The organism is Amycolatopsis pretoriensis, from assembly GCF_900107925.1.
GTDB lineage: Bacteria > Actinomycetota > Actinomycetes > Mycobacteriales > Pseudonocardiaceae > Amycolatopsis > Amycolatopsis pretoriensis.
Map to the genome: position 1 here is coordinate 1,021,187 of NZ_FNUJ01000003.1, position 26,758 is coordinate 1,047,944.

20 protein-coding genes are annotated in these 26,758 nt (G+C 64.7%); 7 read left to right on the forward strand and 13 right to left on the reverse strand.

Annotated elements, in window-relative coordinates; translation table 11 throughout:
• Positions 1–656: 656 nt before the first annotated feature.
• The 4 genes from BLV96_RS17295 to BLV96_RS17310 all read right to left on the reverse strand — a co-directional run bounded on the left by BLV96_RS17295 (position 657) and on the right by BLV96_RS17310 (position 5,046).
• Positions 657–2,108, reverse strand: coding sequence for a cytochrome P450 (locus tag BLV96_RS17295; protein WP_086673297.1), 1,452 nt, complete (start codon positions 2,106–2,108; stop codon positions 657–659).
• 86 nt (positions 2,109–2,194) lie between these two features.
• Positions 2,195–3,121, reverse strand: a complete 927-nt coding sequence (locus BLV96_RS17300) for an aldo/keto reductase (RefSeq protein WP_086673294.1) — start codon at positions 3,119–3,121, stop codon at positions 2,195–2,197.
• A gap of 37 nt (positions 3,122–3,158) precedes the next feature.
• Positions 3,159–3,572 (reverse strand): nuclear transport factor 2 family protein, encoded by a 414-nt coding sequence (locus tag BLV96_RS17305; RefSeq protein ID WP_086673313.1) that lies wholly within the window; start codon positions 3,570–3,572, stop codon positions 3,159–3,161.
• 52 nt (positions 3,573–3,624) lie between these two features.
• On the reverse strand, positions 3,625–5,046 hold the full coding sequence (locus BLV96_RS17310) for a nucleotide disphospho-sugar-binding domain-containing protein (RefSeq protein ID WP_143050985.1): 1,422 nt from the start codon (positions 5,044–5,046) through the stop codon (positions 3,625–3,627).
• 258 nt (positions 5,047–5,304) lie between these two features.
• On the opposite strand from BLV96_RS17310, the gene BLV96_RS17315 reads away from it, so the two are divergent.
• On the forward strand, positions 5,305–6,465 hold the full coding sequence (locus BLV96_RS17315; protein ID WP_086673290.1) for a type III polyketide synthase: 1,161 nt from the start codon (positions 5,305–5,307) through the stop codon (positions 6,463–6,465).
• 1,503 nt (positions 6,466–7,968) lie between these two features.
• Here BLV96_RS17315 and BLV96_RS17325 read toward each other — a convergent pair.
• Positions 7,969–8,982 carry a G1 family glutamic endopeptidase gene (locus tag BLV96_RS17325; RefSeq protein ID WP_086673286.1) on the reverse strand — a complete coding sequence of 338 codons (1,014 nt, stop codon included), beginning with the start codon at positions 8,980–8,982 and terminating at the stop codon, positions 7,969–7,971.
• A 610-nt stretch (positions 8,983–9,592) separates the two neighbouring features.
• On the opposite strand from BLV96_RS17325, the gene BLV96_RS17330 reads away from it, so the two are divergent.
• The 6 genes from BLV96_RS17330 (at position 9,593) to BLV96_RS49210 (ending at position 17,368) form a co-directional block, all read left to right on the forward strand.
• Positions 9,593–10,807, forward strand: a complete 1,215-nt coding sequence (locus tag BLV96_RS17330; RefSeq protein ID WP_086673284.1) for an ROK family protein — start codon at positions 9,593–9,595, stop codon at positions 10,805–10,807.
• A 178-nt stretch (positions 10,808–10,985) separates the two neighbouring features.
• Entirely contained in the window at positions 10,986–12,533 is a 1,548-nt protein-coding gene (locus tag BLV96_RS17335; protein WP_208608239.1) for a GMC oxidoreductase, read from the forward strand.
• A 725-nt stretch (positions 12,534–13,258) separates the two neighbouring features.
• Positions 13,259–13,960 carry an LppX_LprAFG lipoprotein gene (locus tag BLV96_RS17340; RefSeq protein ID WP_244180267.1) on the forward strand — a complete coding sequence of 234 codons (702 nt, stop codon included), beginning with the start codon at positions 13,259–13,261 and terminating at the stop codon, positions 13,958–13,960.
• A 44-nt stretch (positions 13,961–14,004) separates the two neighbouring features.
• Positions 14,005–15,510 carry an MFS transporter gene (locus BLV96_RS17345; protein WP_341866090.1) on the forward strand — a complete coding sequence of 502 codons (1,506 nt, stop codon included), beginning with the start codon at positions 14,005–14,007 and terminating at the stop codon, positions 15,508–15,510.
• A gap of 628 nt (positions 15,511–16,138) precedes the next feature.
• Complete coding sequence (locus BLV96_RS51550; protein ID WP_425266181.1) at positions 16,139–16,849, forward strand: glycosyl hydrolase; 711 nt, start codon at positions 16,139–16,141, stop codon at positions 16,847–16,849.
• Between the two features lie 36 nt (positions 16,850–16,885).
• Positions 16,886–17,368 (forward strand): hypothetical protein, encoded by a 483-nt coding sequence (locus tag BLV96_RS49210; RefSeq protein ID WP_143050986.1) that lies wholly within the window; start codon positions 16,886–16,888, stop codon positions 17,366–17,368.
• A 595-nt stretch (positions 17,369–17,963) separates the two neighbouring features.
• Here BLV96_RS49210 and BLV96_RS17360 read toward each other — a convergent pair.
• The 8 genes from BLV96_RS17360 to eccD form a co-directional block, all read right to left on the reverse strand.
• A complete protein-coding gene (locus BLV96_RS17360) occupies positions 17,964–18,302 on the reverse strand; it encodes a winged helix-turn-helix domain-containing protein (protein WP_086673275.1) in 339 nt (112 codons plus the stop codon).
• Entirely contained in the window at positions 18,295–20,100 is a 1,806-nt protein-coding gene (locus BLV96_RS17365; protein ID WP_091389249.1) for a WXG100 family type VII secretion target, read from the reverse strand. The genes BLV96_RS17360 and BLV96_RS17365 overlap by 8 nt, the downstream gene beginning before the upstream one ends.
• A 3-nt stretch (positions 20,101–20,103) precedes the next feature.
• Positions 20,104–22,500, reverse strand: a complete 2,397-nt coding sequence (locus tag BLV96_RS17370; RefSeq protein WP_086671874.1) for an ICP22 family protein — start codon at positions 22,498–22,500, stop codon at positions 20,104–20,106.
• A gap of 57 nt (positions 22,501–22,557) precedes the next feature.
• Positions 22,558–22,986, reverse strand: a complete 429-nt coding sequence (locus tag BLV96_RS17375) for a hypothetical protein (RefSeq protein WP_086671876.1) — start codon at positions 22,984–22,986, stop codon at positions 22,558–22,560.
• 82 nt (positions 22,987–23,068) lie between these two features.
• Positions 23,069–23,362: a WXG100 family type VII secretion target gene (locus tag BLV96_RS17380; RefSeq protein WP_086671878.1), complete on the reverse strand. Its 294-nt coding sequence runs from the start codon at positions 23,360–23,362 to the stop codon at positions 23,069–23,071.
• 45 nt (positions 23,363–23,407) lie between these two features.
• A complete protein-coding gene (locus BLV96_RS17385) occupies positions 23,408–23,737 on the reverse strand; it encodes a hypothetical protein (RefSeq protein WP_086671880.1) in 330 nt (109 codons plus the stop codon).
• Between the two features lie 140 nt (positions 23,738–23,877).
• Positions 23,878–25,305, reverse strand: coding sequence for a type VII secretion protein EccB (gene eccB, locus BLV96_RS17390; protein ID WP_086671883.1), 1,428 nt, complete (start codon positions 25,303–25,305; stop codon positions 23,878–23,880).
• Positions 25,305–26,702: a type VII secretion integral membrane protein EccD gene (gene eccD, locus BLV96_RS17395; protein ID WP_086671885.1), complete on the reverse strand. Its 1,398-nt coding sequence runs from the start codon at positions 26,700–26,702 to the stop codon at positions 25,305–25,307. The genes eccB and eccD overlap by 1 nt, the downstream gene beginning before the upstream one ends.
• Positions 26,703–26,758 lie beyond the last annotated feature (56 nt).

Genomic DNA, 26,758 nt, shown 5'->3' on the forward strand with positions numbered 1-26,758 from the left:
GAAAGGTGCTCGCCTGGCAGGTGCCTTAGCAGTGCGTACCACCGTTTCAACGCTGACCCGACCACCGCGTTGGCGACCGTCGATCCGTGTTCCCGCTGGCGCGGACTGGGTGTACCTCCACTACAACGCCGCCACCACCGGCCTGTTCTGGAGCCAACCGGCAGTCGGCATCGTCTGGCCGACGCGGACGTTCGACAGCGTCCTTCGACGATGGTCGACGCGAGGGACAAAGGGCTCTGGCGGTACACATACTTTCGACGCGGAGACGACGATCGCATCGCACCGGGCTGGCGCCGGTCGGCTCGTCCGGACCAGGACAAGCAGCTGACGTCGACGTTCTCTAAGCCCGTCACTGCAGCCGTGGAGCTGCACTTGTTGGCGTCCTGAATGGCGCGCTCAGAGCCGCCTATACGCCACCGCCACTGCCGAACCTCCCGAGCGGCCGGCCGGCTGCCGGACGTCGACATCCACCGCCAGCCAGGTCGCGGCAGCCGAGCAGCACAGGCTGTGTATTCAGCGTCAGCCTGGGTTGAGGTCACCCGCGTGGCAGTTACCGGACCGAGGACCGAGGCATGGTTTGCTCCATCCCGCGGACAGGGCACCTTCCTTGATCGACAGGCTTCACGAGCTGCCCGCGGGGCACGCGCGTCACCGCGTCAGATCTGCCAAGCCGGACTCGAAGTCGGCCGACGGTTTCCCGGACGCGCTCCTGCCGACTGCGAAGACGGCACACCGGTTGCTGTCCCGCCCTCCGTGTTTTCCCTGGAGAATACGCGGAGGTAGAGAGCTCGCGGTGTCAAGTTAACCGACGCACGAGTGGGAAGCGGCCGACCAGCGACCGGCTCAAAGCGCCATTGCGCGGCGAGGGTGGCGAGAGCCAAAACCAACTCGTTGAACGCGAAGTCTTGCGCGATGCACTGCCGGGCGCCGGTGCCGAACGGGATGAATGCTTGGCGTGAGGGTGCCGGTAGCGATGCGCTGTCCCACCGGTCGGGATCGAAACGGTCCGGATCGACGTAGAATTCCGCGCTTCGCTGAACGAGGTAGGGACTGAAGGCGACGACGGTGCCGGCCGGTAGGTCGTACCCGCCCAGTTGCGTATCGGCTGTCACGATGCGCAGAGGCGCGAACCAGAGCGAAGGGTACATTCGCAGTGTCTCGGTGACGACCTGCTTGGTGAATTCGAGCTTGCCCAGGTGCTCAGCTGCTGCGGGACTCCCTACGAGTACCGTCTGGGCTTCCTCCCGCAGTCGCTCCTGCAGACCGGGCTTCGTCGCCAGCTCCTGCAGCGCCCAGCTCAGGACGCTTCCGGCGGTAGCAGTCGGTGCGACGAGGAACGTGAGCAGCTGATCGATCTCGCCGCGCTCGCTGTGAACCGGCACACCCCTTGCATCCTTGCCGTCGATGAGCAGGGCCAAGAAGTCGTCACCCGGGTCCTGGGCGTTCGCACGCCGGGTGGCGACAGTGTCCGCTGCCATCCGTCGGAGGCGCCGGAGCGCTGCCTTATAGCGCCGGTTGGCCGGGGTGGGTAGGAGATCGAACAGTGGTGGCCTCGCCAGCCGCTGCGCGAATCCGACCAATATCGCAGTCATGTCGTCGGCTGTTTGGTCCCGGACCGCCGGCGGCAGCTGGTTGGAGAAGAAGGCGCTGACTGCGATGCGCAGCGAAAGCTTACGCATCTCCAAAGGCACGTCCAAGACGTCGCCGTCCCGCCAGTCGTCCAATACCGTCCGGACCGCCGAGACCATGCCGTCGACGTAGCCCTCGAGACGCTTCGGATGGAACAGCGGCTGGAGCAGCCGCCGAGGCGCACGGTGCTCGCTACGTGGGCAGGTCGCCAAACCGCGTCCGACCGCCGGTGCGACGAGGTCCATCAACGGACCTCCCTTGTCAAAGGTCCGGTCGTCCCGGAGAAGCTGGTCCGTCAAAGTCGGATCACTCACCACTACGACCGGATGCGGTCCGAGCTTCATACTGACCAAGCCGGACCCCGCGGACAGCGACTTGAGAAAGCCGAACGGATCACGCGCCAGCCTTCGTGCGTGGCCCAGCAGGGGGGCGGCCCCTCGGGCAGACGGTACGGACCTCTCGCTCTTCACCTCGGTCATCCTCTCCTCTTGCCATGAAACGCTCCGCAATCACCGGCGCGCTCTCGATCCGAGGCGACTCGGCGTCGTTCCGGCACGACAGCCGATCAGGCTCCCGGCGTCCAGACGGCCAGGTTCTCGCAGTCTTTCTCGACCTCGGCCCAATCGGCTTCGGTCAAGTTCACCGTGCGCGCGACCAGGTTCTGCTCGAGGTGCTCGACCGAACGCGTCCCCGGGATGGGCACCATCACCGAAGAGCGGTGCAGGAGCCACGCCAACGCCAGTTGAGACGGCGACAGGTCGTAGCGCGCAGCCGTGGCGGCGAAGGCGCCTGCGGGGTCGGCGAGTTCTCCGTGCCCCATCGGGAACCACGGCGCAAAGGCGATTCCGCGCTGCTCGCAGTAGTCCAGCACCGCAGCACCGGACTGGTCGGCGATGTTGAACAGGTTCTCGACCAGGACGATGTCGGCGACCTGCCGGGCTGCCTCGAGCTGCGCGATCGTGACGCCGGGCTGGCCGGAGATTCCGATGTGCCGGATCTTGCCCTCGTCTTGCATCCGTCGGAGTTCACCGATCTGGTCTTCCAGCGGCACCAGTGGGTCGATGCTGTGCAGTTCGTAGATGTCGATCCGTTCCAGGCCGAGATTCCGCAGGCTCAGCTCCACCTGCTGGCGCAGGTACGCGGGCCGGCCAAGCGGCATGATGTATGGCTCACCCTCTTCTCGCAGCCAGTCCTTCGGCCCGGTGCGCAGCATGCCGCCCTTAGTGCAGATGACGACGTCGTCGGCATACGGGTGCAATGCTTTCCGAATGATGCGCTCGTTGTCGCCCGGACCGTACGAGTCCGCGGTGTCGATGAAGTTGACGCCGAGTTCTACTGCACGGCGTAGCACGCGCACGGCACCGTCTTCGTCCTCGGGCGGACCCCACATACCGTGCCCTGTCAGGTGCATCGCACCGTATCCGAGCCGGCTGACGACCAAGTCGCCACCGATCGTGAGCTTCGCTGAATTCTGCCCGTTCCGAACACTCATGTGGTTCCTACCCTTAAGACTGATCATTCGGCGCGCTTCACGCACGACCAGAAACGAATTTTGAAAACGCCGGCAAGTCGTAGGCATTCTCCCAGTGTTCTACGATCTTGCCGTCGACGAATCGCCAGACTCCACAAAATGGAACCGCAAGAACATCGTCACCGCGATGCGCCCGCAAGAACCCCGTCACTGCTCCGAAGAAGTCGTTCGCCACAACATCTTCGACGTCCATGACGAGTGTTCCTCCGGTGAGCTCGATCAGTTCGCGTTCTTTCGCGACGACCTCAGCCCGTCCACGGGCCTTCGCGTTCTCGAGGCTCACTTCGCGCTCTGCGGTGTGCATGACGATATCGTCCGCAGCGAACTCGCCCAAGCGCGTCAGATCGGCGTAAACCGCCTTCAAGATGTCGACGTTCGGATGTTCCGTCGAAGTCTTCGGGTAAATCGTCATGGTTGTGCCCATTTCTGCAGGAATCAGACCCGCTCATTCGCGGAGATACTTATCACGTACCGTCGAGCACGGCACCCAGACTGCCTTTTGGTTTACTTGTCCCTGCCCCTTTGTGCATGGCTTGGCGAACGTGTCGGGAAGCCGTCCGGTCCTCATCGACGAGCCAGTGCCAGATCTCCCGGCCGGCGGCGGTACGCCCATCGACGGCCGCGAACCGGCGCTGTAGCAAACGCGCACGTTCCTCGTAAGCGGGCTCCGTCAGCACCTTGTTCACGGCACGGCGGATCGCAGCCGGCTTCCAGCGGTGAATCGGCAGCCTGATTCCCGCTCCTGCTTCTACGACTCGATCGAGGTTGAGCTGTTGTTCGGTTTGGACGCCAAACCCGACGACCGGGGTGCCCGTACTGACCGCGGTCTGCACCGTGCCCTGTCCGCCGTGGGAGACCACGACATCGGCCAGTTCGTTGACCAGGGGCGCAGGCACGAACCGGTCGGTCAGATAAACATGCTCGGCGTCGCCGACATGCCGCCGGACCAACTCCAGTGGGCAGATGGCCGGCGGAACCACGATGACAGAGTTCCAATCCCGGGCCACGCCGCCGGTCAGTGCGGCCACCGCGGCCAACAGCTGCTCCGGCTTCGCCGAACTCCCCATCGTGCAGAGCACCTTCGGCCGACGCTCTCGGGGGCCGAACAGCGCAGCGATCCCAAGCTCGATCTCCTCGTCCCCGGCGGCCGAGGCGAACAGCGGACCGGTCAACCGAAAGCCCAAAGGCAGCCGCACGTCCTCATAGAAGTCGGGAAGGTCGTTGACGATCGTCAAATCGGCACTGAGCATGTCCCAGATATGCTGCAACGGGACGCCTTCCCAGCCCGCCCGTTCCGCACCGACCCGGATGTTGCGCTGGGCGAACATTGGAACGGCCGCGATCGCACGCCGTGGGATCAGCGCGGCCAGCCTGCGCCGGACCGGCCGCGGTAGATAGGTCAACAGCTTCGCCGGGTCGGGTATGTCCCGGAGGAAGTTGCGGGACATAAGAGTGTCGGGATGCATTGGGAGGGACAGGAAACAGATGGTGGGGATGCCCAGCATCCGGCTCGCGATGCTCGCCGGCGGCCAGAACCCGTGGAGTACCACGTCCGGCCGGAGCGCCGATAACGCCGCCGATTCTCCCTTGATCATGCTTTCCGCGATCAGCGGATCGCCGATGAACTCGGGCTCTTTCGACTGGAGATCTTCGCGGAAGCTCACACCGGCGATCCGAGGTCGGCATTCCCAACTGCTAAATCCGGCTTCGTCAACCGTCTTGGCGAAGGGGCCGCCATGGGTTAGGAAGATGATTTCAGCTCGCCAACCGCCCGGACAGCTCGCCTCGATCGCACGAGCCAGCTCGACAGCTCTCGTGGATTCACCCAAGTCCGCCTGCGCGATCGAGATGACTACCCGTACGCTGTGTGCGGCTGTTTCGGTCATAGTTCCATGCTCCCGCTTCGGCCACCGTCTGCAGTCTGCGGTCTTCAGGGCAGGTATAGCCGAGGCTGCCCGAGCTCGCCAGACCGCCGCCGTAACGACGGATCAAGGCTGCCCCATTGGTCATACCTCGCTGTCGATTTCGCCAGTCAAGGCGGCCAGGTCGACAGCCCGCAGGCACAGTCCAGGGTGGACGGTCGCTGTCAGGTCTTCGTGACGGCAACCCATCATCCCGGCAGGCGGAACCACTGGAGGTCAGACATGCATGACGTGGTATTCGACATCGGCGATCTGAGTCCCACCTTGTGCCGTCCTGCGGTGTGGGTGCCGGATAACGTGATCACCCTGGACGAAACCTTGGCGATGTGCCGCCGGATTCACAGCGGTCACCAGAAGCTGCGCACCGTGCTCCGGATGATCGAAAACACCGGCGTGCAGAAACGCCATCTGATCCAGCCGATCACCGCTACGCTGGACCACCCCGGCGTCACGGCGCGTGCCAAGATCTATCAGCGCGAAGTTCGGCAAAACTTACCTGCCGTCGTCGAAGAAGCATTGCAGTCCGCCGACGTTCAGGCCGACGACATCGACGCGATCGTCTTCGTTTCCTGCACCGGCTTCACTATGCCGCCGATGACAACTTGGATGATCAACGAGCTGGGTTTCCGCCAGGACGTGCGTCAGATCCCGATGGCCCAGCTGGGGTGCGCGGCCGGCGGCGCGGCGGTCAACCGAGCGCATGACTTCTGCCGAGCCTATCCCGGGGCCAACGTACTGGTCGTGACGTGTGAATTCTGCTCGCTGTGCTACCAGCCGACAGATTCGGACGTCGGTACCTTGCTGTCCAACGGCCTCTTCGGTGACGCAATCGCCGCAGCGGTCGTCCGGGGGGCCGGCGGAGCCGGCATGACCCTGAGCGTCAACTCCTCCTACGTTGTACCCGAGACCGAGTCCTGGATCTCTTACGAGATCAAGGACACCGGGTACCACTTCCGGCTGGACCGGCGAGTACCCGGCACGATGTCCATGATCACACCGGCGCTCAAGCAGTTGACTGCGAGCAACGGCTGGGATGCGTCAAACCTCGGTTTCTACGTCATCCACGCCGGTGGCCCCCGGATCCTCGACGACCTCGCCCAACACCTGGCGGTGCCCGCCCACGCCTTCCGACACAGCCGGGCAGTGCTTTCCGAGTACGGCAACATCGCTTCGGCCGTGGTGCTGGCCGTTCTGCGTCACTTCTTCGACGAAGGCCTGCCCGCGGGTGCTCAAGGAATGCTCGCCGGCTTCGGGCCAGGGATCACCGCAGAAGCAGCACTGGGCACCTGGACGCCCGCCGTGACCCGGCAGGATCCGCATGCCCTGCCGAACGGCACAGACCGGGAGGCCGAAGTCATCCGAGTTCGGTCCGTCGTCGGCTGATCACGCACATCGACGAGCACGCGCGTCGACTCATGTGCCTCTCCGTGATCACCAGTCAGCCGGGTACATGAGCCGGCGCCGTGGAACGGCGCCCCGCACGACGTCGCAGCCTGCAGCATGGGCAGTACCGACCAAAGACCCCCGCGGGGCAGTTGTTCCGGTCGCAAGCCCACGCCATCCTCAATTCTGCAAGAGAGCTCGCCGTTCTCGCGGCCGGGTGGTGGAAGCCCGGAGGTTTGCACGCCGCGGGCGAGGTTACCTCAGCCGCTCAGCCGCTCAACCTCATCGACGACACCTCTCGATCAGGTGCCTGCGCGGCCGCCGAGACCGTGCAGGCGGCGCACACGAAGGTGGCGACGGCAGGCAAACGTGCCTCCTGGAGCCAGGCCACTGCTAGCGTGCGTCCGGCAGGCCATTGTCCGGCAGGTATGCGATCGTGGTTCACGAGTAACGCTCGGCCACCGAAGCGGGGCCAAGAACACGACGTTTCCCATCTTGACGGAGTTGAAGATCTCGGCCACGCTCACGGCCCGCCGTGCCACGCCGGACGGAGATCTGGCCGCAGCTAGTGGACATCCACTGGACGCGCCGCATCCGGTGGACGGTATCGGCGAGACCGGTCAGCGTGTCCTCGTCAGCTGTGCCGTCCGCCATGTCAATGGCGACACCCCCGGTCTCCGGCACGTAAGCGTACGTCACCTGAAACCCGAACGTCCGGCCGCGATACGCCCAAACTGTGCGTCAAGTGGCGGAGTGACGCGCTGCGCGACACCGAGTCCGAATTCGATCGGATCCTGCGGGCACGGTGCGGATCGGCTTGTCGGTCGATACCGATACCAGCGACTGCAGTTCACGCCGTCACGCCAACGGCAGCTGCACCCCTCGTAGAGCACTTGGATCCACGGTCAGGACCGGCAGCACCTCGGCTGAGGGGCGGTCGGCCGGCAGTCTCGGGCGCTAGCCCGGTCGAACAGGCCGGTCTCGCCATGGTGGCGGTAGCGGTCGACCCACTTGAATGCGCATTGGCGGTAGCTGACCATCTCGGTGGCGCTGTGGGTGACCGGGCGGGTCTGGCAGCACGCGACGAGCCGGCGACGGTCCTCTATGGAGGGCGGGCATTACGGTGGCGGAGGAACGGGTCTTCTCTTCGGCGTGATGAGTGGGTCGCACTTCTCACTCTGCCGACGAGAGACCCGTCCCTCGTCTCAGGCTCTCGCCCGTGTCACCACCTCATGACGCGCAACAACCAGCCGAGAGTCCCACTGCGATGGGGACGACGAACCGGAGCTCTTCGTCGCTTGAGCTCGGTGAGGTCGGGACCGGATTGCACCCCGGTCCCAGTCGGTGGCGAACTCTGCCGCGATTTTCGTCGGTGCCTGCTATGTCGTTCCTCGGCTGGATCGCGTACCTGCCAGTCTGAGCACGCGGACAGGGAGCCACGAGTGACTCGGCGACATCGAGCGATAAATCCGCGAACCAAGCATGGCGTCATCGACCCACTGATTAACACGCCTCCCAATCACCAGAAGCCTTCCAATCAACAGAAAATGCATCCTCAGCTGAGAGTGCCCGAGGTTCGGACAGAAGGACTTTTCCGTCACAAGAGAAGGAACGATCCCTGAAAGCGGCCACATTGCGAACCGTCTTCCATGTTCCACTACCGCCCGCGTTCGCCCGACCTGTGAATGCACTGGCCGCAGTGATCGCAATGCTTCCAAAATTGGTCAGTTTCGCCCAGGAACAGCCTTCGGGGAAACAAAGTTGCGGGCGTTCAACGATCCATTGCGCCTGCGTAGCCACTCCAGCCGAAGCGGAGGCAGGCAGGTCGAATTCAATGAATGTGCCTGTATTCTTGCTTACGTTTGCCAGCGTGATTTGCGCCCGCTTCTTATCCGTAGAGTATTTCACTGTGACGCGGACATCGTCGCCGGCCTCAACGGGCACCTGCGGCACCTTTTGTTCGTTATTGAACGGGTATACCTGCCACCAAAAATAGTAGAACGGAGTGGTACACGGGCCACCCGGACAGATGACGTCGGCATGTGTCCCAGCCTGAATCAGCGGATCTTGAGCACTTCCAACTCCGATTCCAGGCCAAATGGAGGACATCGACCCATTCCCTTCTGCCACCGGCCGAGCAGTCGGCACCCGCCAGGACATCGTCGCGGCGGTGTACTGACCCACGGCAGTATGATAACCCGCCCAGGCGACGTTGTTGTCATCCACCGGACCCGTTGCCGAGGCGAAGGATTTACTGCTATGGGAGGCGTTTCCAAAGACTGGGACGGATGACCCGACGTTCGAGTGGGCGGCGGTTGAACCGCTCGCGACGGCCGGGTACGTTTGGGTCAAAATCGAGAGAAGAGAAGTGATAACACCGAGGGTGATGAAAGTACTTAGTCGTGCGAATCGCAGCGAAGAATGCAGATGAGACATGTTACCATCCTTATCTTTGCATGGGATAATTGACTTGTGAAATTGCCATATTTCCTGAAGGTAGAGCTCAGGGGAAGCCATCGCGAATTAAGAGGCAGACATCAATAAAATAAAGGGCAACGGGGTTGCAATAGCTTGACTAGCCCCATTGTCGACTTCCACCCCGGCCAACGCAGCAGCGTCGCAGACCGAAAGGAGTAATCGCGTGATCGTCGAGGTACCCGAGGCGCTCGTCGCCCATAGGGACAACGAGAGATAGGTCCTTGCTGAGCGGGAAGAGATTGCTCTGCTCAAACCCGCAGGACGTAGGGGTGAAAGATCGACTGCCGACTGACCCGGTCGCGCAGTGGAAGATGGAGTTGCCAATGCGGACGCCTAAGACGGCGCAACTCGTCGCCCACGGCCCGTAGAACCTCTGGGCAAGCTAGGCCCGCACTGCGGCAGCACACGAAACTGACGAAATCGGTCCATTTCCGGAAAGCTGCGAACTCCCGAACGATGCGCTGTCCGTGCCGAAGGCGGATTAGGTACTTTCGCACTCCTGGACGTCCGGTGAGCCGGTCGACAACGGCTCCTCCGCCCCTTCAGCCAAGCACAGACGTGCAAGCCCTCAGCACCGGGCGGCGAGGGGCAAGACCCGCACACCGCAGCTGAGGTGCGCGGACGTGTGTGTATTGCGTAGAGTACGCGCGTGGGCGTTCCCGCCGCCGAGACGATCCGGACCGTACTTTGGGCGATCTGCGTCGATGGCGCCTCCAACAGGGTGGCTATTGCCGGCCGGTCCGGTACAGCGCGGTCGACGGTGGCGTCGACCGTCGAGTTCTTGATCGCCCAGGGCGTACTGGTCGAGCGGGACGTGCACGACGGCAGCCGTGGCCGCCCAGCGCGGGAACTCGCGCTCGGCCCCCGATCACCGCTGGCCGGGATCGTCGCGTTCACCCCGGGCGCGACAATCGCGGCGATCTCCGACCTGCACGGCATCGTCCGGTCCAGGCGAGTCGTTCGTAACGCCTTGTCGATCGGCCCAGAAACGGCGGTCGACACCGCAGCGCTGATGATCGACGAGATGATAGAGCAACAGCCGGCGCAAAGCCGGGTCGAGCTGGTCGTCGCGTCGATCGGCGCGCCGGTGAACGTGCGGACCGGTTCGGTGGTGCGCTCCAACAACCGCTCCGGCCCGGTGTCGTTTCCGTCGCTGGGCTGGGAGGATTTCCCGGTCGCTAGCTATCTCTCGCGGGTGCTGGGAGCACCCGCGATCCTCGAGAACGACGTCCACCTGCTCACCATCGGCGATGGCGTCGGCGTCGGCCGCGATCGGCTGCCGCTCGTCCGTCTTCATGCCTCCATTGGCCTCGGCGCCGGGTTCCTCGACTCCGACGGGCAACTGTTCCGCGGCGTCGGTGGCGTGGCCGGGGACGTCGCCCACTTGGTCCTCGAAAGTTCTTCCAAGCACGTTTGTTGGTGTGGCAAACGCGGCTGCATCAGCCAAACGGCGACGATCCACTCCATCGGCCGTGACCTCGGCCTTCCCGCACCGGCGGGCGACCAGCGTCTGCCGGCGGTGCTGCGCGAGGCCGTCGCCAATCACGACGAGTCTGCCGTGCAGCGCATCCGGGACGCGGCGGATGCGGTCGGCCGCCTGGCGGCCGTTCTGGTGGATGTCCTCAACCCGGGTCGCCTGGTGCTCAGCGGCGAGCTCCTGCACCTGGGCAGCGACGCGCTCACGCGCATACGAACAGCAGTTTTCGAACGCGCGCTCCCGTCCGCCAGCCGTCACGTCGACGTGACAGTCGCGACCGATGACGAGGACGGCACTCTGCCAGGCGCGGCTCGGCTGGCCGCCGACCGGATGCTCTCCGATCCCGCGGCGCTGCGAATGATGCGCGTAGCGGGTGCGGCGATTTAATCCGAAGCTGTACCTTTATCTGTCGTTGACCGGATAAATGTGGTCCTCATACCCTCTCAGCATCAGCCAAGCCCCGTGCCGGCGCCCATCGCGACAGAAGGAACAGGCAGTGAGTCGATCGATGTCTGAAGGGCCCGTCTTCGTCGGTCCGGGAACTTCCCGAGATCTTCCCGCCCATGTGGATGTGCTCATCGTGGGCTCAGGACCGAACGGGGCCACTTACGCCCGCGTGCTGAGCGAGCAGGCACCTCGGGCACGCATCCTCATGGTCGATACCGGTCCTCGGCTGACCACGGTGCCCGGCGTCCATGCTCGCAACATCGCCGACCCGGTCGAGCGCGCCGAGGTCGTCGCCGGCTCGGAGGGCGGCAGGCGGACCGCGTCCGCCGTCATCGGTGTTCATCTGCGGCAGAACGGCCCCCACATTGTGCCCGCGGCGGGCACTTTCTTCGTCGACCCGGACCGAGCCGCACGCAACGAGGCGGGCACGCTGCCAGCCGCGGCGCTCTCGTCCAACGTCGGCGGGATGGGGAGGCACTGGGCCGCCGCGACACCCACCCCGCATCCCGCAGAGCTTCCGGAGAGCGTTCCCGTCGGCGAATGGAGCGAGCTGCTCGCCACGGCGCGCACCCTGGTAAGCACGAATTCCGCCCCCATGACCTCGACTGGCGAATGGGCGGAGTGCCTTCGCCGACTCGGCGCGGCGTTCGACAGTCGGCTCCCGCCCGGCCGGAAGACCGGTGACATGCCGATCGCGCGCCGAGTCGATGCGCGGGGAACGGTCGTGTGGTCGGGGACGGACACCATCCTCGGCACCCTCGCGACCGAACCGCGGGACAGCTTCGCGATCGCTGCGGACACCGTCTGCACCGGCCTGGTCGAAGAGCGGGGGCGAATCACTGCGGCGACGCTGGCTTCCGTCCTTGACGGATCGGTGAGGACCGTCGCAGCCACCGTTGTCATCGCCGCCGCGGACTCGCTCCGCACACCGCAGCTGCTTTGGGCTTCGGACATTCGGCCTGACGCACTGGGGCGCTACCTCGGTGATCACATCATCGTGTCCGCCGCAATTACACCGGACTACTTCGACCGCCACGACGACGTCACCGCGATCTTCGAGGCGAACAGGTCGCTCGACGACACCGCGGGTACTCCTTCCATGGGGCTCGGCACGATCCCCTTCGATCCCGACCACCACCCCATGCACGTCCAAGTGGGCCAGGCCGCGATCTACCCCCGAGACACCGGGCGCGGCAAAGGGGTCGTCATGTTCGGCTGCATGCTGGCGAAAGACGCCCGCATCGAGGACCGCGTCCGATTCAGCGACCATGGCGCCGATCGATACGGCATGCCCGCCATCGAGTTCGACTACAGTCTCACCGACCGTGATCACGAGCTGATCGAACTGGCGAGGCGCGATGTCGGTCGTGCTGCCGAAGCTCTTGGGGCGGATGCCGCCGTCCATCCGAGGATCCAGCCCCTCGGCATGTCGCTGCACTACCTCGGAACCACGCGCACCGGAGCACGCGACGACGGGACGTCGGTCTGCGATTCGACCTCACGAGTTTGGGGCATCGACAACCTCTACGTCGCGGGAAATGGCGTGCTACCTGCACAGTTCAGCTGCAATCCCACATTGGCCAGCGTCGCGATGTCCGTGCGAGGCGCGCGAGCGGCGTCGGCCAAGCTCGAGAACTCGTGGCGCAAGCCGGTCACCGCCGTGTGAAGGCGTGCGCGAATCACACGCGGCTACAAATAGACGCAGGCGCCGAACGATCGCAGTGGACCACTACAGGCAACTGTAGGCAGACCCTTCCGAGACCGGAAGCGGGCCGCCATGAAGGGCGGTGCTCCTGGCAATGTTCTCTCGACTTCCGAGGGACAGGTCGTCAACGCTACATGCGGACCTCGCGGTGTGCCTGCGACGGTGGTTGAGCAGTCGGCCGGTCGGAGTGAGGCTGACCGAGCCAGCGCCAAGCTCGACCTTGACCTGGGCCTGCCCACGTCGGTCTGTGCGCGCGAAAGCAAGCTCTTAGCGGCCATCTGCCGTTTCCGCGCCGCCCGATCTTCAGGCCGCATCGACGCAGCAGCCTGCGCGTCCAACCGTGGCCAGCCTCAACGGAAGGGTGGTCCGCGGGTGGACCGCGGAGATTCCGCTGCCCCGAGTCCGGGCTCGCGGTTGCCCCGGCCGGGCGATCCCGGTGATGAGCCCTGCCCAGCGAAGCCGAGGTGGCCGAGAGCCTCCGCCGATCGCGCAGCACCTCGATCCAGCTTGAGGTGAGCCGAAGCGTATCACCGAGGTCCGGTAGCTAGCTCTGCCTGGTGGGGGACAACCAAGGTTTCCCACCCGTGTGGACTCGATCCGGTCCGATTGGTGAGGGTTCTCCCGCTGTTTGGCTATGGGGCTGTTCGATGGCCAACAGATCTCCCGACTGTCGTCATCATGCCCCTATGATGATCTCTCGACAACGACTCGTCGGCTTCGTCGCACTCTTTACAGTGCTGGCGGGTTGTTCGACTGGCACGAGCACCAGCACATCCGCAACCGGCACGGCGGCGAAGTTGCCGGATGCCCGCACTCTCCTGACGCAGTCCGCTGCCGGTGTCGGCGCCATCAACAGCGCACACCTCGCTCTTCAGGTCAACGGCACGATCCCCGGACTGGACGTGCAAGCTATCGACGGCGATTTCACCAGGACAGGCGACGCCAAGGGCACCGGCAAGATCGCCGTTTCAGGGCAGATAGCCGAGATCGAGTTCGTGCTGCTCCAGGGTTCGCTCTACCTCAAAGGCCCGACTGGCGGGTACCAGCTTCTCCCGCAATCGGCCGCCGACGGTGTTTACGACCCACGAGTGATCCTCGACCCGGCCAAGGGGCTGCCCAACCTACTGACGACGGTCGCCGATCCGAAGACCGTCGGCAACGAAGTCGTCAACGGCACTCAAGCGACGAAGATCACGGGTACGGTCACCAAAGAACAGCTCTCCTCGCTTCTACCTGGAGTTCCCACCGGCGCAGATGCCACCTTCTGGCTGCTCCCGGACACGAAGTATCTCCCGGCGAAAGTCTCTCTGACATTCCCTGGTAACATCAGCGCTGACATGAGCTTGTCCGACATCGACAAGCCGTTCGCGGTGACCCCGCCAGTATGACCGACTCGGTGACGGACGGCCGATCATGGCGTAGCCGTTACGCCGTGATCGGCTTCAGCGGGATCGTGGTTCTGCTCGGAGCGCTAGACACTTACGTCATTGTCGGGATGCTCCGCGATATCGTAGGCGATCTTCAGATTCCGGTGAACCGGCTTGAACGCCTCACTCCCGTCGTCACGGGATACTTGCTCGGTTATGTCGCGGCGATGCCACTTCTCGGGCAAGCTTCCGACCGGTTCGGCCGGAAGCTTGTCCTGCAACTCTGCCTTGCCGGATTCGCAGCCGGATCCGTGCTTACGGCATTGTCGGACGACGTTGTCACCCTGGCATCGGGGCGGCTGGTTCAGGGCATCTCCAGCGGTGCCTTGCTGCCAGTCACCATGGCTCTGGCGGCGGACCTGTGGTCGAAGCGCCGGCGTGCAACCGTGCTCGGCGGCATCGGCGCAGCACAGGAGCTCGGGAGCCTACTTGGTCCACTGTACGGCGTCGCCCTAGCCGCATCGAACGGCTGGCGAACGGTCTTCTGGGTGAACGTGCCCCTTGCGGTATCGGCGATGTTCGCTGTCGCGGTGGTGCTGCCGCGGAAAAAAAGGCTGCCAGGGACGCGGCCGAAGATAGATGTTCTCGGTGGAATGCTTCTCGCGACGGCACTCGGATTGCTCGTCGCCGGGCTCGACAACCCGGACCCTCGCAGCCAACTGCTTCCACCCTGGGGCGCGGGTTGTCTGATCGGTGCCGCGGCTGCAATCGCTGCGCTGGTGGCCTGGGAGCTTCGCACGAAGACCCGTTTGATCGACACGAAGGGGGTTTCATTAAGGCCATTCTTCGCAACGCTAAGCATCAACTTCGCATCGGGAACGGCACTGATGGTCACTTTGGTCGACGTCGACCTATTCTCTCAGACGTTGCTTAACCGGGATGATGCGGGCAGCATTTTATTATTGCTCCGATTTCTGGTCGCTCTGCCAATCGGCGCGATAACCGGAGGATTCATCGCAAATCGATACGGCGAACACCGGGTGATCGCCGCCGGAATGCTCATCGCGGCCGGAGGTTATCTGCTGATCGCGAATTGGCCGGCCGATGTACTCGATGCGCGCTATCCGCTCGGCCTTTTTTCCTTTCCTCGGCTCGACGCACTGGTTGTCGCCGGACTCGGCCTTGGGCTCGTGATCGCGCCGGCTTCATCTGTTGTCCTTCGAGTTGTCCCCGCCTCACAACATGGGGTCGCTTCCGCCGGCGCTGTCGTTGCCCGGATGACAGGAATGCTGATCGGGGTCGCGACGCTGTCGGCCTGGGGCTTGCATCGATTCCAGTCCCTGACTTCAGGACTTGCGACGCCGATCCGACCACTCTTCCCTTCATCGGAATCCTACGATCACGCATTGGCGGAGTACGTAGAGGAAGTCCGGCGGGCGATGCTGACCGAATATAGAGAGATCTTCCTGGTCACCACCGGAGTATGCGTACTTGGAGTCCTCGTGGCGCTCCTACTGGGACGGCTGACTGTGTCACCACCCGACCAATCCGGCGATTCTGCGCCGACGTGATCCTGGCACCGGAGTAGAAGCCTGCGGGCCGGCGACTCTGCTGTCCGAGTGCCACCTGGGCTTCTTCCCGCGTTCCGCAACGCCCCCGCTACGGCACCGCGGCGGCCGCCCCAGCAGCGCGACATCGTACCGTTGGCAGCGTAACTCCAGCACAGCTAATGCCCGTGCCCGTGCCCGGCCGACGACCGTCTGCACGCCGCGCTGACGAGTCCGCGATCAGCTCGTTTGCTCGGATTCGGCGCCGCCGGTGGCGACCGGCGGATCGAGGATCCTACCGATCCGACAATTCTCGATCCGCCTGCTGGTACCGGAGGCCGCTGTTGCCCCGGCTGAATGAACACTCTTTCACCAGGAAACCGGTGTCGTCCTCGATCGGCCTCAGCCGGCTCGCCGAGGTGCTCGAGCACGTCGTCGCGAACGCCGCCAATGGCCCGGTCGGCCCCGCGCAAGAACAGCTTCCTGTTGTCGCTTGACATCTCAAGCCGCTTTGCGGCTCCGGCTGCTCAACCCGCGAGCAGCGTTCGACTCGATGGATTCCGCATTTGCAGACGCGAACCGGCACGCGCGGTGCACTGGCGGTCGATCAAGTTCACCGACAACGCGGCGGACACCAGCGCGTCGACTTCAGATGAGGGTCCGGAGTCGGAGTCTGGGGCGCTTGACTCAGGTGGCTCCACACCCCTCTCCTCCTGCCGTCAGCGACAGCTGGTCCTACGACTGGCAATCATCACCGGACGGTCCGGCCAACGATGCCGAGTTCGACCCCATGGCGTGGGGCGCACGAGACATCAATCCGACGAAGCTCGCGACCGCACGCAGCTCCTGCTCTACCCTGCTGGGGTTCAACCAGCCGGACGTGCCCACTCGGGCCGGCACGTCAGGAAGACAGGCATCCGTGGCCGAAACTGCAGGCCGCCGGGATGCACGCCAGCAGCCCTGCCGTCGGGTTCCGACGTGGACACACCAGGCGACCGGCCGGACCAGTTCACGTCCGGTCGCATCCCGCCGTCTGCGCGTCGACTTCATCGCGCTGCATCGGTACGGGATAACCAGCAGGTCGGCCGCGGTCGACGAACTGCGCACCTGCCAGGGATGCCCTGCGTCGAGCGTTACGCCTGGCTCACGTTGCCGGATGACGCCCGACGGGCATGTACTCCTCGTCTCGAACCGCCAACGGAATCGGCGTCGCCTACCGTGGCGTGAGCTGAGACTCCTCTTGCACGGATTGGCATTTCGGGGGTCGGGCGAGACCGCCCTCACCCTCGTCGGCCGCGCCTCCGGAGCACCTGGGACAAAATGCGGAAGCTTCTGCCCTTTAAGTCAAACTTTCAACTTCTAAGTTGCAGCACATCTCACAGTGTGCAGAATACGTGCAATGAGCAGTAATCAGATTAAACCAGAGTCGGGAAAAGCGGTTCCGTTCGTCCGGCCGACGACGATCACCATCGCCTTCTGGGCTTTTCTCGCTTCTACGATACTCGGGCTGACCAACGGCGTTGTCGCGCTCTTTACTGGAAACTCCTCCGGTGACGCCGTCCGCACGGTCGTGGTCGAGAACGGCACAGATCTCAGTCAGCAGCAGGTCGACCAGGTCTCCACTGTGACCAACGCAGGCGCATTGGTGTTCTCTGTGATCATGTCGCTGTTGTACATTCTCTTCGCAGCCAAACTTCGGAGCGGGCGCAACTGGGCCCGGGTGTTGCTCACCGTGGTGGCCGGTCTACAATTGCTTGCCATCACGTTCGGACAGAGCACGATTCTCGGATACTTCAGCGCGATGAGCGCGGTGGTCGGTGCCGTGTCGTCCTTTGTCAACCCGTCGAACGACTACTTCCGCGCGGTCAAGGCCGCTCGCTGACGGAAAGAGAGACCGGCGAGCGTCCTGGCTGCACCCTGGCTGCGAGTAACGTCGACTGAGGCTTGTCGTCGCAGCGACGCGAAGCTCAGAGTCACGACCCCGGGCCTCGCCGGCTCTTTTCCAAAGAATCATTACAGCAATCATCCGGCTATCCGATGGTGTTACCTGGCGAACCGAGCGGCTCGGAATCGGATTGCGGTCGCCATTTAACATGCGGCCGACGGCAGCCAGGTCGGCGCGGGCGGGCATACGCGCGGCGGCACTTGCCCGGAATAAATTGCACCGGTATCACGGATAAAGCTCGACGACCCGGTCGGCCAAGTCAAGAGCGCTCTTGCGGTGCTCTTCGTTGTACGCTCAGGCGTCGCCAAGGTCGGTCGGCCCACCAATGGCCCGTCTACTTCACGTTCCAAAGCAACCTCAACGGCGCTTATATCCGTTGTCCGGGATTGGCGCCAGCCGCGTCGCGCTCTTCGGCGAGTTGGTCGACGACGTCTTCATCGGCGTCTTCTACGGCCAGGAAACCAACTCGGATCTACGACATGCAGAACCCTGTGTCCGACCGTTCACACCGGATGAAGAACCGCCGCCCGGCTCAGCCCGCCACCCCGATCTTGTAGCCGATCGACCGGACCGTGACGATGGCACCGGGATCGCCCAGCTTCACGCGGAGCGAGCGGATGTGGAAGTCCAAACTGCGGCTGCCCGTGTGCGTGCCGTCCCCCCACACCTCCGCCTGCAGCTGCTTGCGGCTGCACACCCTGCCCCGGGCTCGGGCGAGACTGTAAAGGATCTCGAACTCCTTACGGGATAGCACCAGCGACTCGCCGGAGGCGAAGACCCGGTAGCCGTCGAGGTGGAGATCCAGCCCGCCGACCTGGATCCGCTCCGGCACAGGAGCGTACGGCACCGATGTGCCCGGCTGATCAATCATCGGCCGCTTCCCGCTTCCGCACCCGGCCGAGAATCTCCTCTTCCAAGAGTTGTTTGAAGTCGTCCTGCTTCAACGGCGCCGATGGACCGCCCGGGTCGGCACCGGGCGCCCCGTGCCGTGCCGGGGCTCGCCCCAGCACGGACACTACCCCCTCACCATAGTCCCAGACGTCCGGTCCCGGACCGGCCGACACCTCCGGCACCCGCTCACCGTCTTGGTGTTGGTGCCCGGGCAGCCCGCCGAACATCATCGGGCCGGTCTGCTGCATGCCCGTTGCCGGCCTCACGTTGCTTCCGTCAGCCGGCGTTCCCACACCGATCGGTCCTGCCGCCGATCCACCAGTGGGCTGGGCGGCGGTCAGATCCGCCAGCGGCCTCACGGGAGGGACAGCTCCAGCGGAACTCAGAGCCCCCTCGGCCAGGTTGTGGTGGAGCGCGGAAGAAGCCGCCGAACCACCCTCCGGCACCAGCGACATTGACGCGATCTGCTGCTTGGCCGAGGCCGACGCGGCGATGTTCTCCGCCACCGGGATCGCGGAGGCTGCGGCTCGAGCCGGCTGCGGCTGCGGCTGCGGCTGCGGCTGCGGCTGCGGCTGCGGCTGCGGCTGCGGCTGCGGCTGCGGAGTTATAACGTGAACGCTTCTGGCCACCGGGGCAGCCGAGCCTCCCGCCATACCCTGCGGTACGACTCCGGCCGGCGCGCCAACGCCCAGCTGGCCAGCGTGCGCCACTGAGCCGGCCGCCGACGCCGACGCTACCTGCGCGGTGCCGGCCGAGGGCGCGGAGACCGTCGCAGGGCGCTCGCCCGGCGCAGTCGGGTCAGTTACGTCGGCGTCCGCGGATTTCACGGCGACCTCGTTCTCGGCCGCGTCTTCCGAAGCGATCTCGCCGTTCTTCTTCAACCTTCGCGACGGCGATCCGCCGAGCTTCCCGAGCGCTGCGGAAGAACCCCACATCGGCATCGGCGCGAATCCCTTCGTCTCCTCGTCCGACGGTGCCGAGACCGGCTGAGCCACGGAAGCCGTCCCGTGTGTCCCGCGCATTTCGGCCGTCACACCGTCGGCTGCGGCGGAACAGGCGACAAATTCACTTGGACGCGCCAATCCCAGAACGCCGCCGTCGACCGCGCCGGGGCTGGATACACCCGGACCGAGCACGTGCGGCGCCCAGAAACCTCCCAGGTGCTGGGCCGTCACGACAGTCGGGCTCGTGGACTCGACATTCGCGCCGGCACCAGGATGGTCAACCCGCCCGGTGTCCACCGTGCTGCCTGGGGTTGGCCCGCGCCCGGCGCCCGGTTCCGGCATCGGGACAATTCCCCGGCCGATGTCGTAGTAGGCGGTGCACAGGTCCCGCAGGACCTGGAGCGCGTCCTGCTGACCACTCTGTTCCACAGGGGCCGGATCCACCGGCACCGCGCCGGGTTTGGCGAGCGAGTCCCTGCCGACCCGGAGCCGTTGCTGAGCAAAAGCGAGCGCGTCCCCGGCGTTCTTCATGGCTTGGCCATAGCCCGGGACCGACATTGCGTCCAGTGCGATGTCCAGCCGATCCGCCAGGCTGCGCACGGCAACCTGAAACCCGTCCGCCACCTCGCCGTCCCAGTGATCGGACAACCGCCGCGACTCGTACCTCAGGTCGTCCCGGACGACCGTCAGCCGCGCGACGGCGTTGTCGAAGGCAGCGGCCCGGAGGTAGAAGACCTCCGGGCTCACTTCGCTGATCAGCTGTTCTAGCTGCCCACGATCCAATGCCTCCAGCGCGGGATCGAGGCCGGGCGGGACGGGATCAGGCTCGATCACTGATCAACTCCTGCCCAGTACTTGCGATGGTGGCGTGTCAGACTCGCCGTCGTCCCAGGCGCTGTTCCCGGCCTGCAGCCACACCTGAGGTTCACGCTCCTTATTCTGCTCGCCGCCGACACCGCCCATACCGCCCATGCCGCCCATGCCGCCCATGGGCATGCTGGATCCCATTCCTCCCGTTTGCGGTGTTGCGGGAATCCCCGGCGTCGTCGTCTCTTGCTGGAACGGGGTCCCCCCACCCCGCTGCAGAGCGGTCGACGTGTCAGTGTCGAATTGGGCAGGGACGCTCGCCGAGGCCCCGGCTCCCCCGCCACCCGTCTCCGCAGCCGTCAGGCCGTCGAGACCAGAAAACCTCGCTCCGCCGCCGGGGCCGCCTCCAGACGGAGACGCCGTCAGCGCTTCCAGCCTCTTCGCGTCGACTGCGGAATCAGCCGGGCCGACGTTCGTCGGAGTGAGAAAATCCTGGGCGGACGTGGGCAGCAGCATCTTGTGGTCCATCTCGGCGCGCGCCGGGTCCACCAGGTTTGTGAGCGCGTCGTCGGCAGCGCTTCTCGCGACCGCTAGTGCGTTGAGCCGGCTGGGGTCGTCGCTCTTCCCTCTCAGGTCATCGATCACCTTGTCGACCGCGGCCTGCGCTTCTTGGACCTTCTGCTTTTGGGCATCGTTCAGGGCGGGCTGTCGATCCAGTGCGACCTTCTTGTCATCTGCTGCGCCGGGCCCGTCAGACATCGTCGAAGGTGCACTGTCCTTGACCGGTGACCCGTCGCCGTGTGCCCGGGCAGACAGCCCGTCGATCGCCTGTCCGGCTGCGTCTTTCGCACGTTCGAGTGCCTGCTTGGCGGCGGGATCGTCAGTCTTGCCGATCAGGTCGTCAAGTGCTCGGCCCGCCGCGTCGTGGGCGTCCGTGAGACCCTTCCTCGCCTCCGGAGTGTCCAATGAATTGCCGCTCCCACCAGCAGAGGCTGCGCCCCCGCCCGGCGTGTCGTCCCCGGCTGCGGGGTCGCCCAGCCCTGCGATCCCGGCGAGCGCCTTTTTTGCCTTGTCGGCGGCGTCTTTGGCGGCTGGGTCCTGCCCGCTGGGCGCCTTCCCGCCGAACGGAAGTGGTCCGCCGGTTTCCGTCGGGACCCCGCCAGGCCCGCCGGACTCTGTTCCGGGCGTACTGCCCGGCGCCCCGGCCGTGTCCGGCGCGGCGTCGCCGCTCAGACCTTTGATGGCGTCGGCGGCCTGCCGACCGGCCTGAGCTGCTGCTTCGCCCGCCTTTTCCTGGGCCTCCGTCATTGGCTGCAGGACTCGCGATTGCGGCTCCTTCTGCTCACGCGGCTCGGCGTCGGTGCCGCCAGACCCCCCCGAAGCGGAACCGTCGCCGCTCTTGATCTTTCCCAGCGCCTTATCGACCGCGTTTCCGACGTCAACAGCCTTTCCGCCCCCAAATCCACTTCCCGAGTCCTTGCTGTCGCCGGATTCTTTGCTGTCGCTCGAGTTCTTGCTCTTGCCGGAATCCGCGCTGTCGCTCGAGTCCTTACCGTCTCCGGAGTCCTTGCTGTCGCTCGAGTTCTTGCTCTTGCCGGAATCCGCGCTGTCGCCCGAGTCCTTACCGTCTCCAGAATCCTTGGCGTGACTGGATCCGCTGTCGCCGCCCGACTTGCCACTACCCGCCCCGGAGCTTTCCTTGGGTTTCTCACCGATGATACGAATCGGGACCATGTCTTGAGCTCGGGCGTTGTATTGGTTCGCCAGTCCCGTCGTCAGATTCTGGAGGTCGCGAAGGAGGTCCTCTTTGACCTTTGCGTCGAGCTTCGAAATTTCGTCAGCGGTCGCATTCGTGATCTTGTCGATAAGGTTCTGCATGTCGGATGCGTACAGGTCGTTGGACAAGTCGGCAAGCGAGTTGATCCCGGCAATTCCTTGATCTTTGATGCGCTGCTCCTGGCTGGCACGATGGTCGTCGTACTTCTGGACCAGGTCCCACCAGGCGGCCGCGTAGGCTTGGATGGCGTGTCCGACGTTGCCGACCGTCGTACCGTAGGCCTTGCCGTCGAGCGTGGCGAAGACCTCCTCGCTTCTCTTCAGCAAGTCCGACGCGTACTTGGCGAACGCGTCGCCGGCGTCACCCGTGAGGTGGTCCTTCATCGCCTTGATTTCGGCTGCGAACTTGGTGTTGATCTCACCAAGCCGCTTGGTCGCGTCCGCGATGGCGATGCCGAGCACGTACCAGGCTTCAGCGCCTTTGTTGCTGCTCAGGCCCGCCTCGACCCCACCACCCTTGTCGGCGGTATAAATGAGGTCCTCGACAGCCTTGGCAAGATCACCGTAAGACTTGTACTGTCCGGCCAGGAAGGCGGGCGCGGATGAGTTGTACTCGCCGACCAAGCGGCCGTCGTAAGTCGAATCAGGCATGACTGCATTTCCTCATTAAATGGAGTCGAACACGGGGCAGAGCTTCGACAACGACTGTCAGGTGTTCGTCGTCAGATTGTCGTTGTAACCGTCACCATCATTGGGCTTCGAATCCCCGGTGAAGTTGTGCTGCTGCGCCTCGGTGTTCTTGTCCATCGTCGTAATGCCATCCGAGACATGGGTCTTGAGGTCGTCGACACTGCTCTTGATCTTGGCCGCGTTGTCGCCGTCGGCGTTCTCGAAATCAGTCGCGATCTGGGTCAAGGCCGTTTGCATCTCGCCCAGCGCCAGCTTGAAGTGCTCAGCGTGCGCGACGATAGCGTTGCGTCGGTCGTCGACTATCCGCTCCAGCCACTGGGCAAGCTCGAAGTGACCCGCATTCGGCCAGTTCGGCTTCAACGCGGTGAACGCGTCCATGTCGTCCATGATCGCGCCGATCTTCTTAGCGGATTCCTTGATTCCGTTCGCGTCAAAGGTGGTGGACATGTGTACTCCTTAACTGGGCTGGACGCCACAACCATGTGGGGTGCTCGCTCGCTTCTCAAGGCAAGCACCCCACACAGTGCGACTAGCCGACCTGTCCGGCACTGGCACGGTCCTGCATCTGCATTTCTTCGGCCGCGCGCTGCAGCGTCTTGTTCAGGTTGTCGAGGTTGGACTTGTTATGCTGGAGGTCGTTGTGCAGATCCATGGCGACCTGGTCGTAGCGCTCCGCGGTCGCGCCCTGCCAATCCGTCATGATTCGCTTGACGTCGTCGCGGAGACCGTCGGTCTGCGCTTCGATCTCCGCGGCCTTCTTGGTCATCATCGAAACACACTCTTCGATGACGCCGTAGTCATACGTGATGGTGTCGCCAGCCATGTTTGCAATCCCTTCGAAACAGGTTGTCAGTGAACGATCGAATGCTCAGGAGACGAGGAAATTACCGAGTTCCATGGGCAGGTTCAGCAGCGCCTGAGTGCTGGCCTCGTCGGTCGCACCCTGGTTCTTGCTTTCGCGACGGATGTTTTCGGCCATGGCCTGCAGGTGCGCGAGCACAGACTTGCGAACGGACTCGATCCAGCTGTCACAGGTCATGCTGAGTGCCCGCGTCGCGCCGCTGGTGCTCGCTGCCAACGTGGCCTCGACCTGCTGCTTGAGCTGGTCGAGCTGGGCGCTGATGTTCTGCGCGGTCTCGTCGTGCTTGGCCGCCTGCTGTTCAATGGTCGCGACGTTGAGCTGTGTAGAATGTGCCACTTGCGGTCTCCTGCTCTAGAGCTGTCATTTGCACGGTCCCCCGGCAGAAGCCAGCCGGTCGACCACATCTCATAGGATAATTTTTCGCCGAAAATTTTTGGCCCAGTTCCCGTCGCGTAGTGGGACACGAGGAGGTCCCCTCATGAGCCGGATGTCTTCGATATTTGCGGCGATTGCGGCTGCACCGCGCCCGACGCGCTCAGCACCGGCCCGGTCGGCAGCAGGTCGAGCAGCTCCCGCGGAACTAACACCGCCGAAGATGCCGGATAGCCGAGCGAGCCGGCAACGCCCGCGTCAGCGAGGGGAAACCGAATGCCGACCTCAGTGACCAGGTACAGGGTTCCCGGCACGGCCCCGGGCGCAAGAAGTTCCTTTGCCAGTACCCCTGCGCCCGCCGGCACCCCCACCCGGTCGGCCGTCTCCCCGGCTCGGTGAGCCGCAGCCGGTACTGATCTCGCCGCCACCTGACTCGCAGGGCGAAATTCGACCGCGGCACTCATCGCGCTGTGCTCGGAGGGCATGAAACTGACACACGGTGAGTCCGTTTGGCTGGGCGTGACGATCTGCGGCGGGTCCGCCGGCAACCCCGCAGCGAAGTCGGGGCCGGCGGAAACCGGTATCCCCGACAGTGCACCCGGCCCCGCCTCGATAGGCCGTACCTCAGCGTCACGATAGGCGGCTTTCGCGGCTGGACTGGCAAGTACGAGTGCCGCGCCTGTCCGGCTGAGAGAACTGACAGCATCGGAGCCGACGAGGTAAAGCTGGTCGAATCCGAGCGCCGCGTTGTGTATCTTGTACACCTGCCCGACCCGGCTTGGCCTGCCGTCGATCACCGGTCCCGACGTGCCGGCGCCCGGTACCTGCGGAAGTGTGATATCCGGCCCTGCGGGAATGGGGTTGAGCCAGCTGGGGACGACCGGGACGGGCCGCACAGCACCGTAGCCGAGGGTTTCGAGAACCGTGCGTTCGCCGACGCGGTACCGCTTACCCTGCCACAGCAGATAGACGCCGCCGTCAGGCGTGGCGACCACTATGCCATGCGCGGCGGAAACGTCCGGTTTGTCCCTCACTTCACCGAGCAGCAGCGTCACCGTGCCGCCGGGCTGGATACACTCGGTCCAGGCAGGGTCGACGAGCTTCCCGCTGTCCGGCAACGCGTCCGGCGCGCCGGGGATACCGATCGGCTGGCCGATCGGCGTGTTCTTGAGCGAGTTGCGCGAGACCGAGATGACGCTTCCACCTCCGGCGTTACCGGAAGCCAGTCTGGCCGAAGAATAGTTCAGCACCGGGCGGAGCTGCCCGTCGAGGTAGACGTACCGGGCGCCGGTCGACTCGTCCATCACGATGGCACCTTGGCTTTGCCAGGTGTTGTCCCCACCCGGAACGAAGAGGCCGTAGACCCCGAAGATGCCGGCGAGCACAGCGGCCAGCATGAAACCCAGGACGACACCGGAATTGGTCCGCTTGTTCGGCGGCTGCAACACGTCCGGCCGGCCGTGCGTGACCGCAGCGGCGAGCCGTCCGACAACGAAGAAGTAGGCCTGAACCTGGTCTTTGCGTGACTGCATCAGCCGGCCAGCCCGCGCATCAGCTCGTACACGTGGAGCACTTGGAGGAGCAGAGGGATGATCGCGATTGCCGTCAGCGACTCGAGGATCTCGATCGCGCGCCCCCAGTAAGGCCGCATCCGCCGCCCCGGCAGGCGCTCCCCGAGCAGCAACAGCAGCGCCGCGGCAACAAGCACGGGTGCAAGTACGACGGCGATCCGGCCGACTCCGGTCTGCTCCGGCCCGACGTGCAGGAGGTTCACGAGGACCACCACTGCGGCCGGGACCAACAGGGACCAACGTTGCACCGCCCCACCCTGGTGCCGGGATCGCAGACACAGCAGTAAAGCGATGACCAGAGATAGCACCATCGACCAGCCGTACCCGCCGAAGACGAGCTGCGGCAACAGGACCAACTGCCCGAGTCCTAGCCCGACGTGCAGGGCCGTCGCATAAGCCATTGTCGCCGCACCACGTTCGACGACGATCCGGTGGGGCACCGGCTCGATGTCCTCGCCCAGTTCCTGCGGGCCGCCCGGTAGCATCGGCAGCGTAAGCCCTGACAGCCGGAACGCCGTGACCGGCGCAAAGACCCCCATGACAAGGGACACGGCGAGCACGATGGCGGCCGACTGCGGCGGCGTAGCCGAGGTCACCGAGCCGACCAGCCCGGTCAGGACCAGCAGCAGCACGAACACCGTTGCCCCGGTGAAGAGCAGGGCTGCGTCAGCGACGGCGACGAGTCCGGCGGCCAAGGCTAGAAGTGCCCCTGCCGCCCCTCCAGACAGGCGCACCATCGGCGACGCGACGGGATCGAGCACCTCGACCACGAGGGCGCCACATTCTGCGGCATAGCAGGCGCCGGCCCCGGCCATGACAGTGGCGATCTGGGGCTTGCCCGCGCCCCTGGCGACCAGCGCGCTACCGGCGATCAACATCAGGGCGATGAGTGCGGAAAGAACCGATTGCCCAGGCACCGGCCCGGCACCGGGCACTACAACCACCCCCGCCGCCAGCGCCACCGCGGCAGCGATGCGGAACGTCCGCCTGCTGTGCCCGGCGTTCCAGCTTGCCGGATGCTCACGGATCTGTTCCCCGACGCCGTCGACCAGGTCGTCATAGTCAATCGCGGCCAGCTGATCGGCGCGCGGTCGCAAGTGAACGACCTCACCATCGAGCACGTTGAGCTCGGCCAGGGTGCGGTCCTCCGCCAAGGGCTCTTCCCCGATGCGCTGAACCACCCATCCTTCGTGGTCCGCACCCTGCTCTATCCACTCGGCACCGAACTGGGGCAGGATCGCGGGTAACAGCTCGGCCAGCGGAACCTCGGCGGGCAGTGCCACGTCCGTTGCTTTTTTCCCGAGAACGAAACGTAGCCTTACCGAGGTGGTTGTGCGATGCTGTGTTTGCTCTTCCATCAGGTGTTCGGGTCCTTCCTGCCAAGGCGAGGGACCGGGTCCCCGCCTGAACCTAG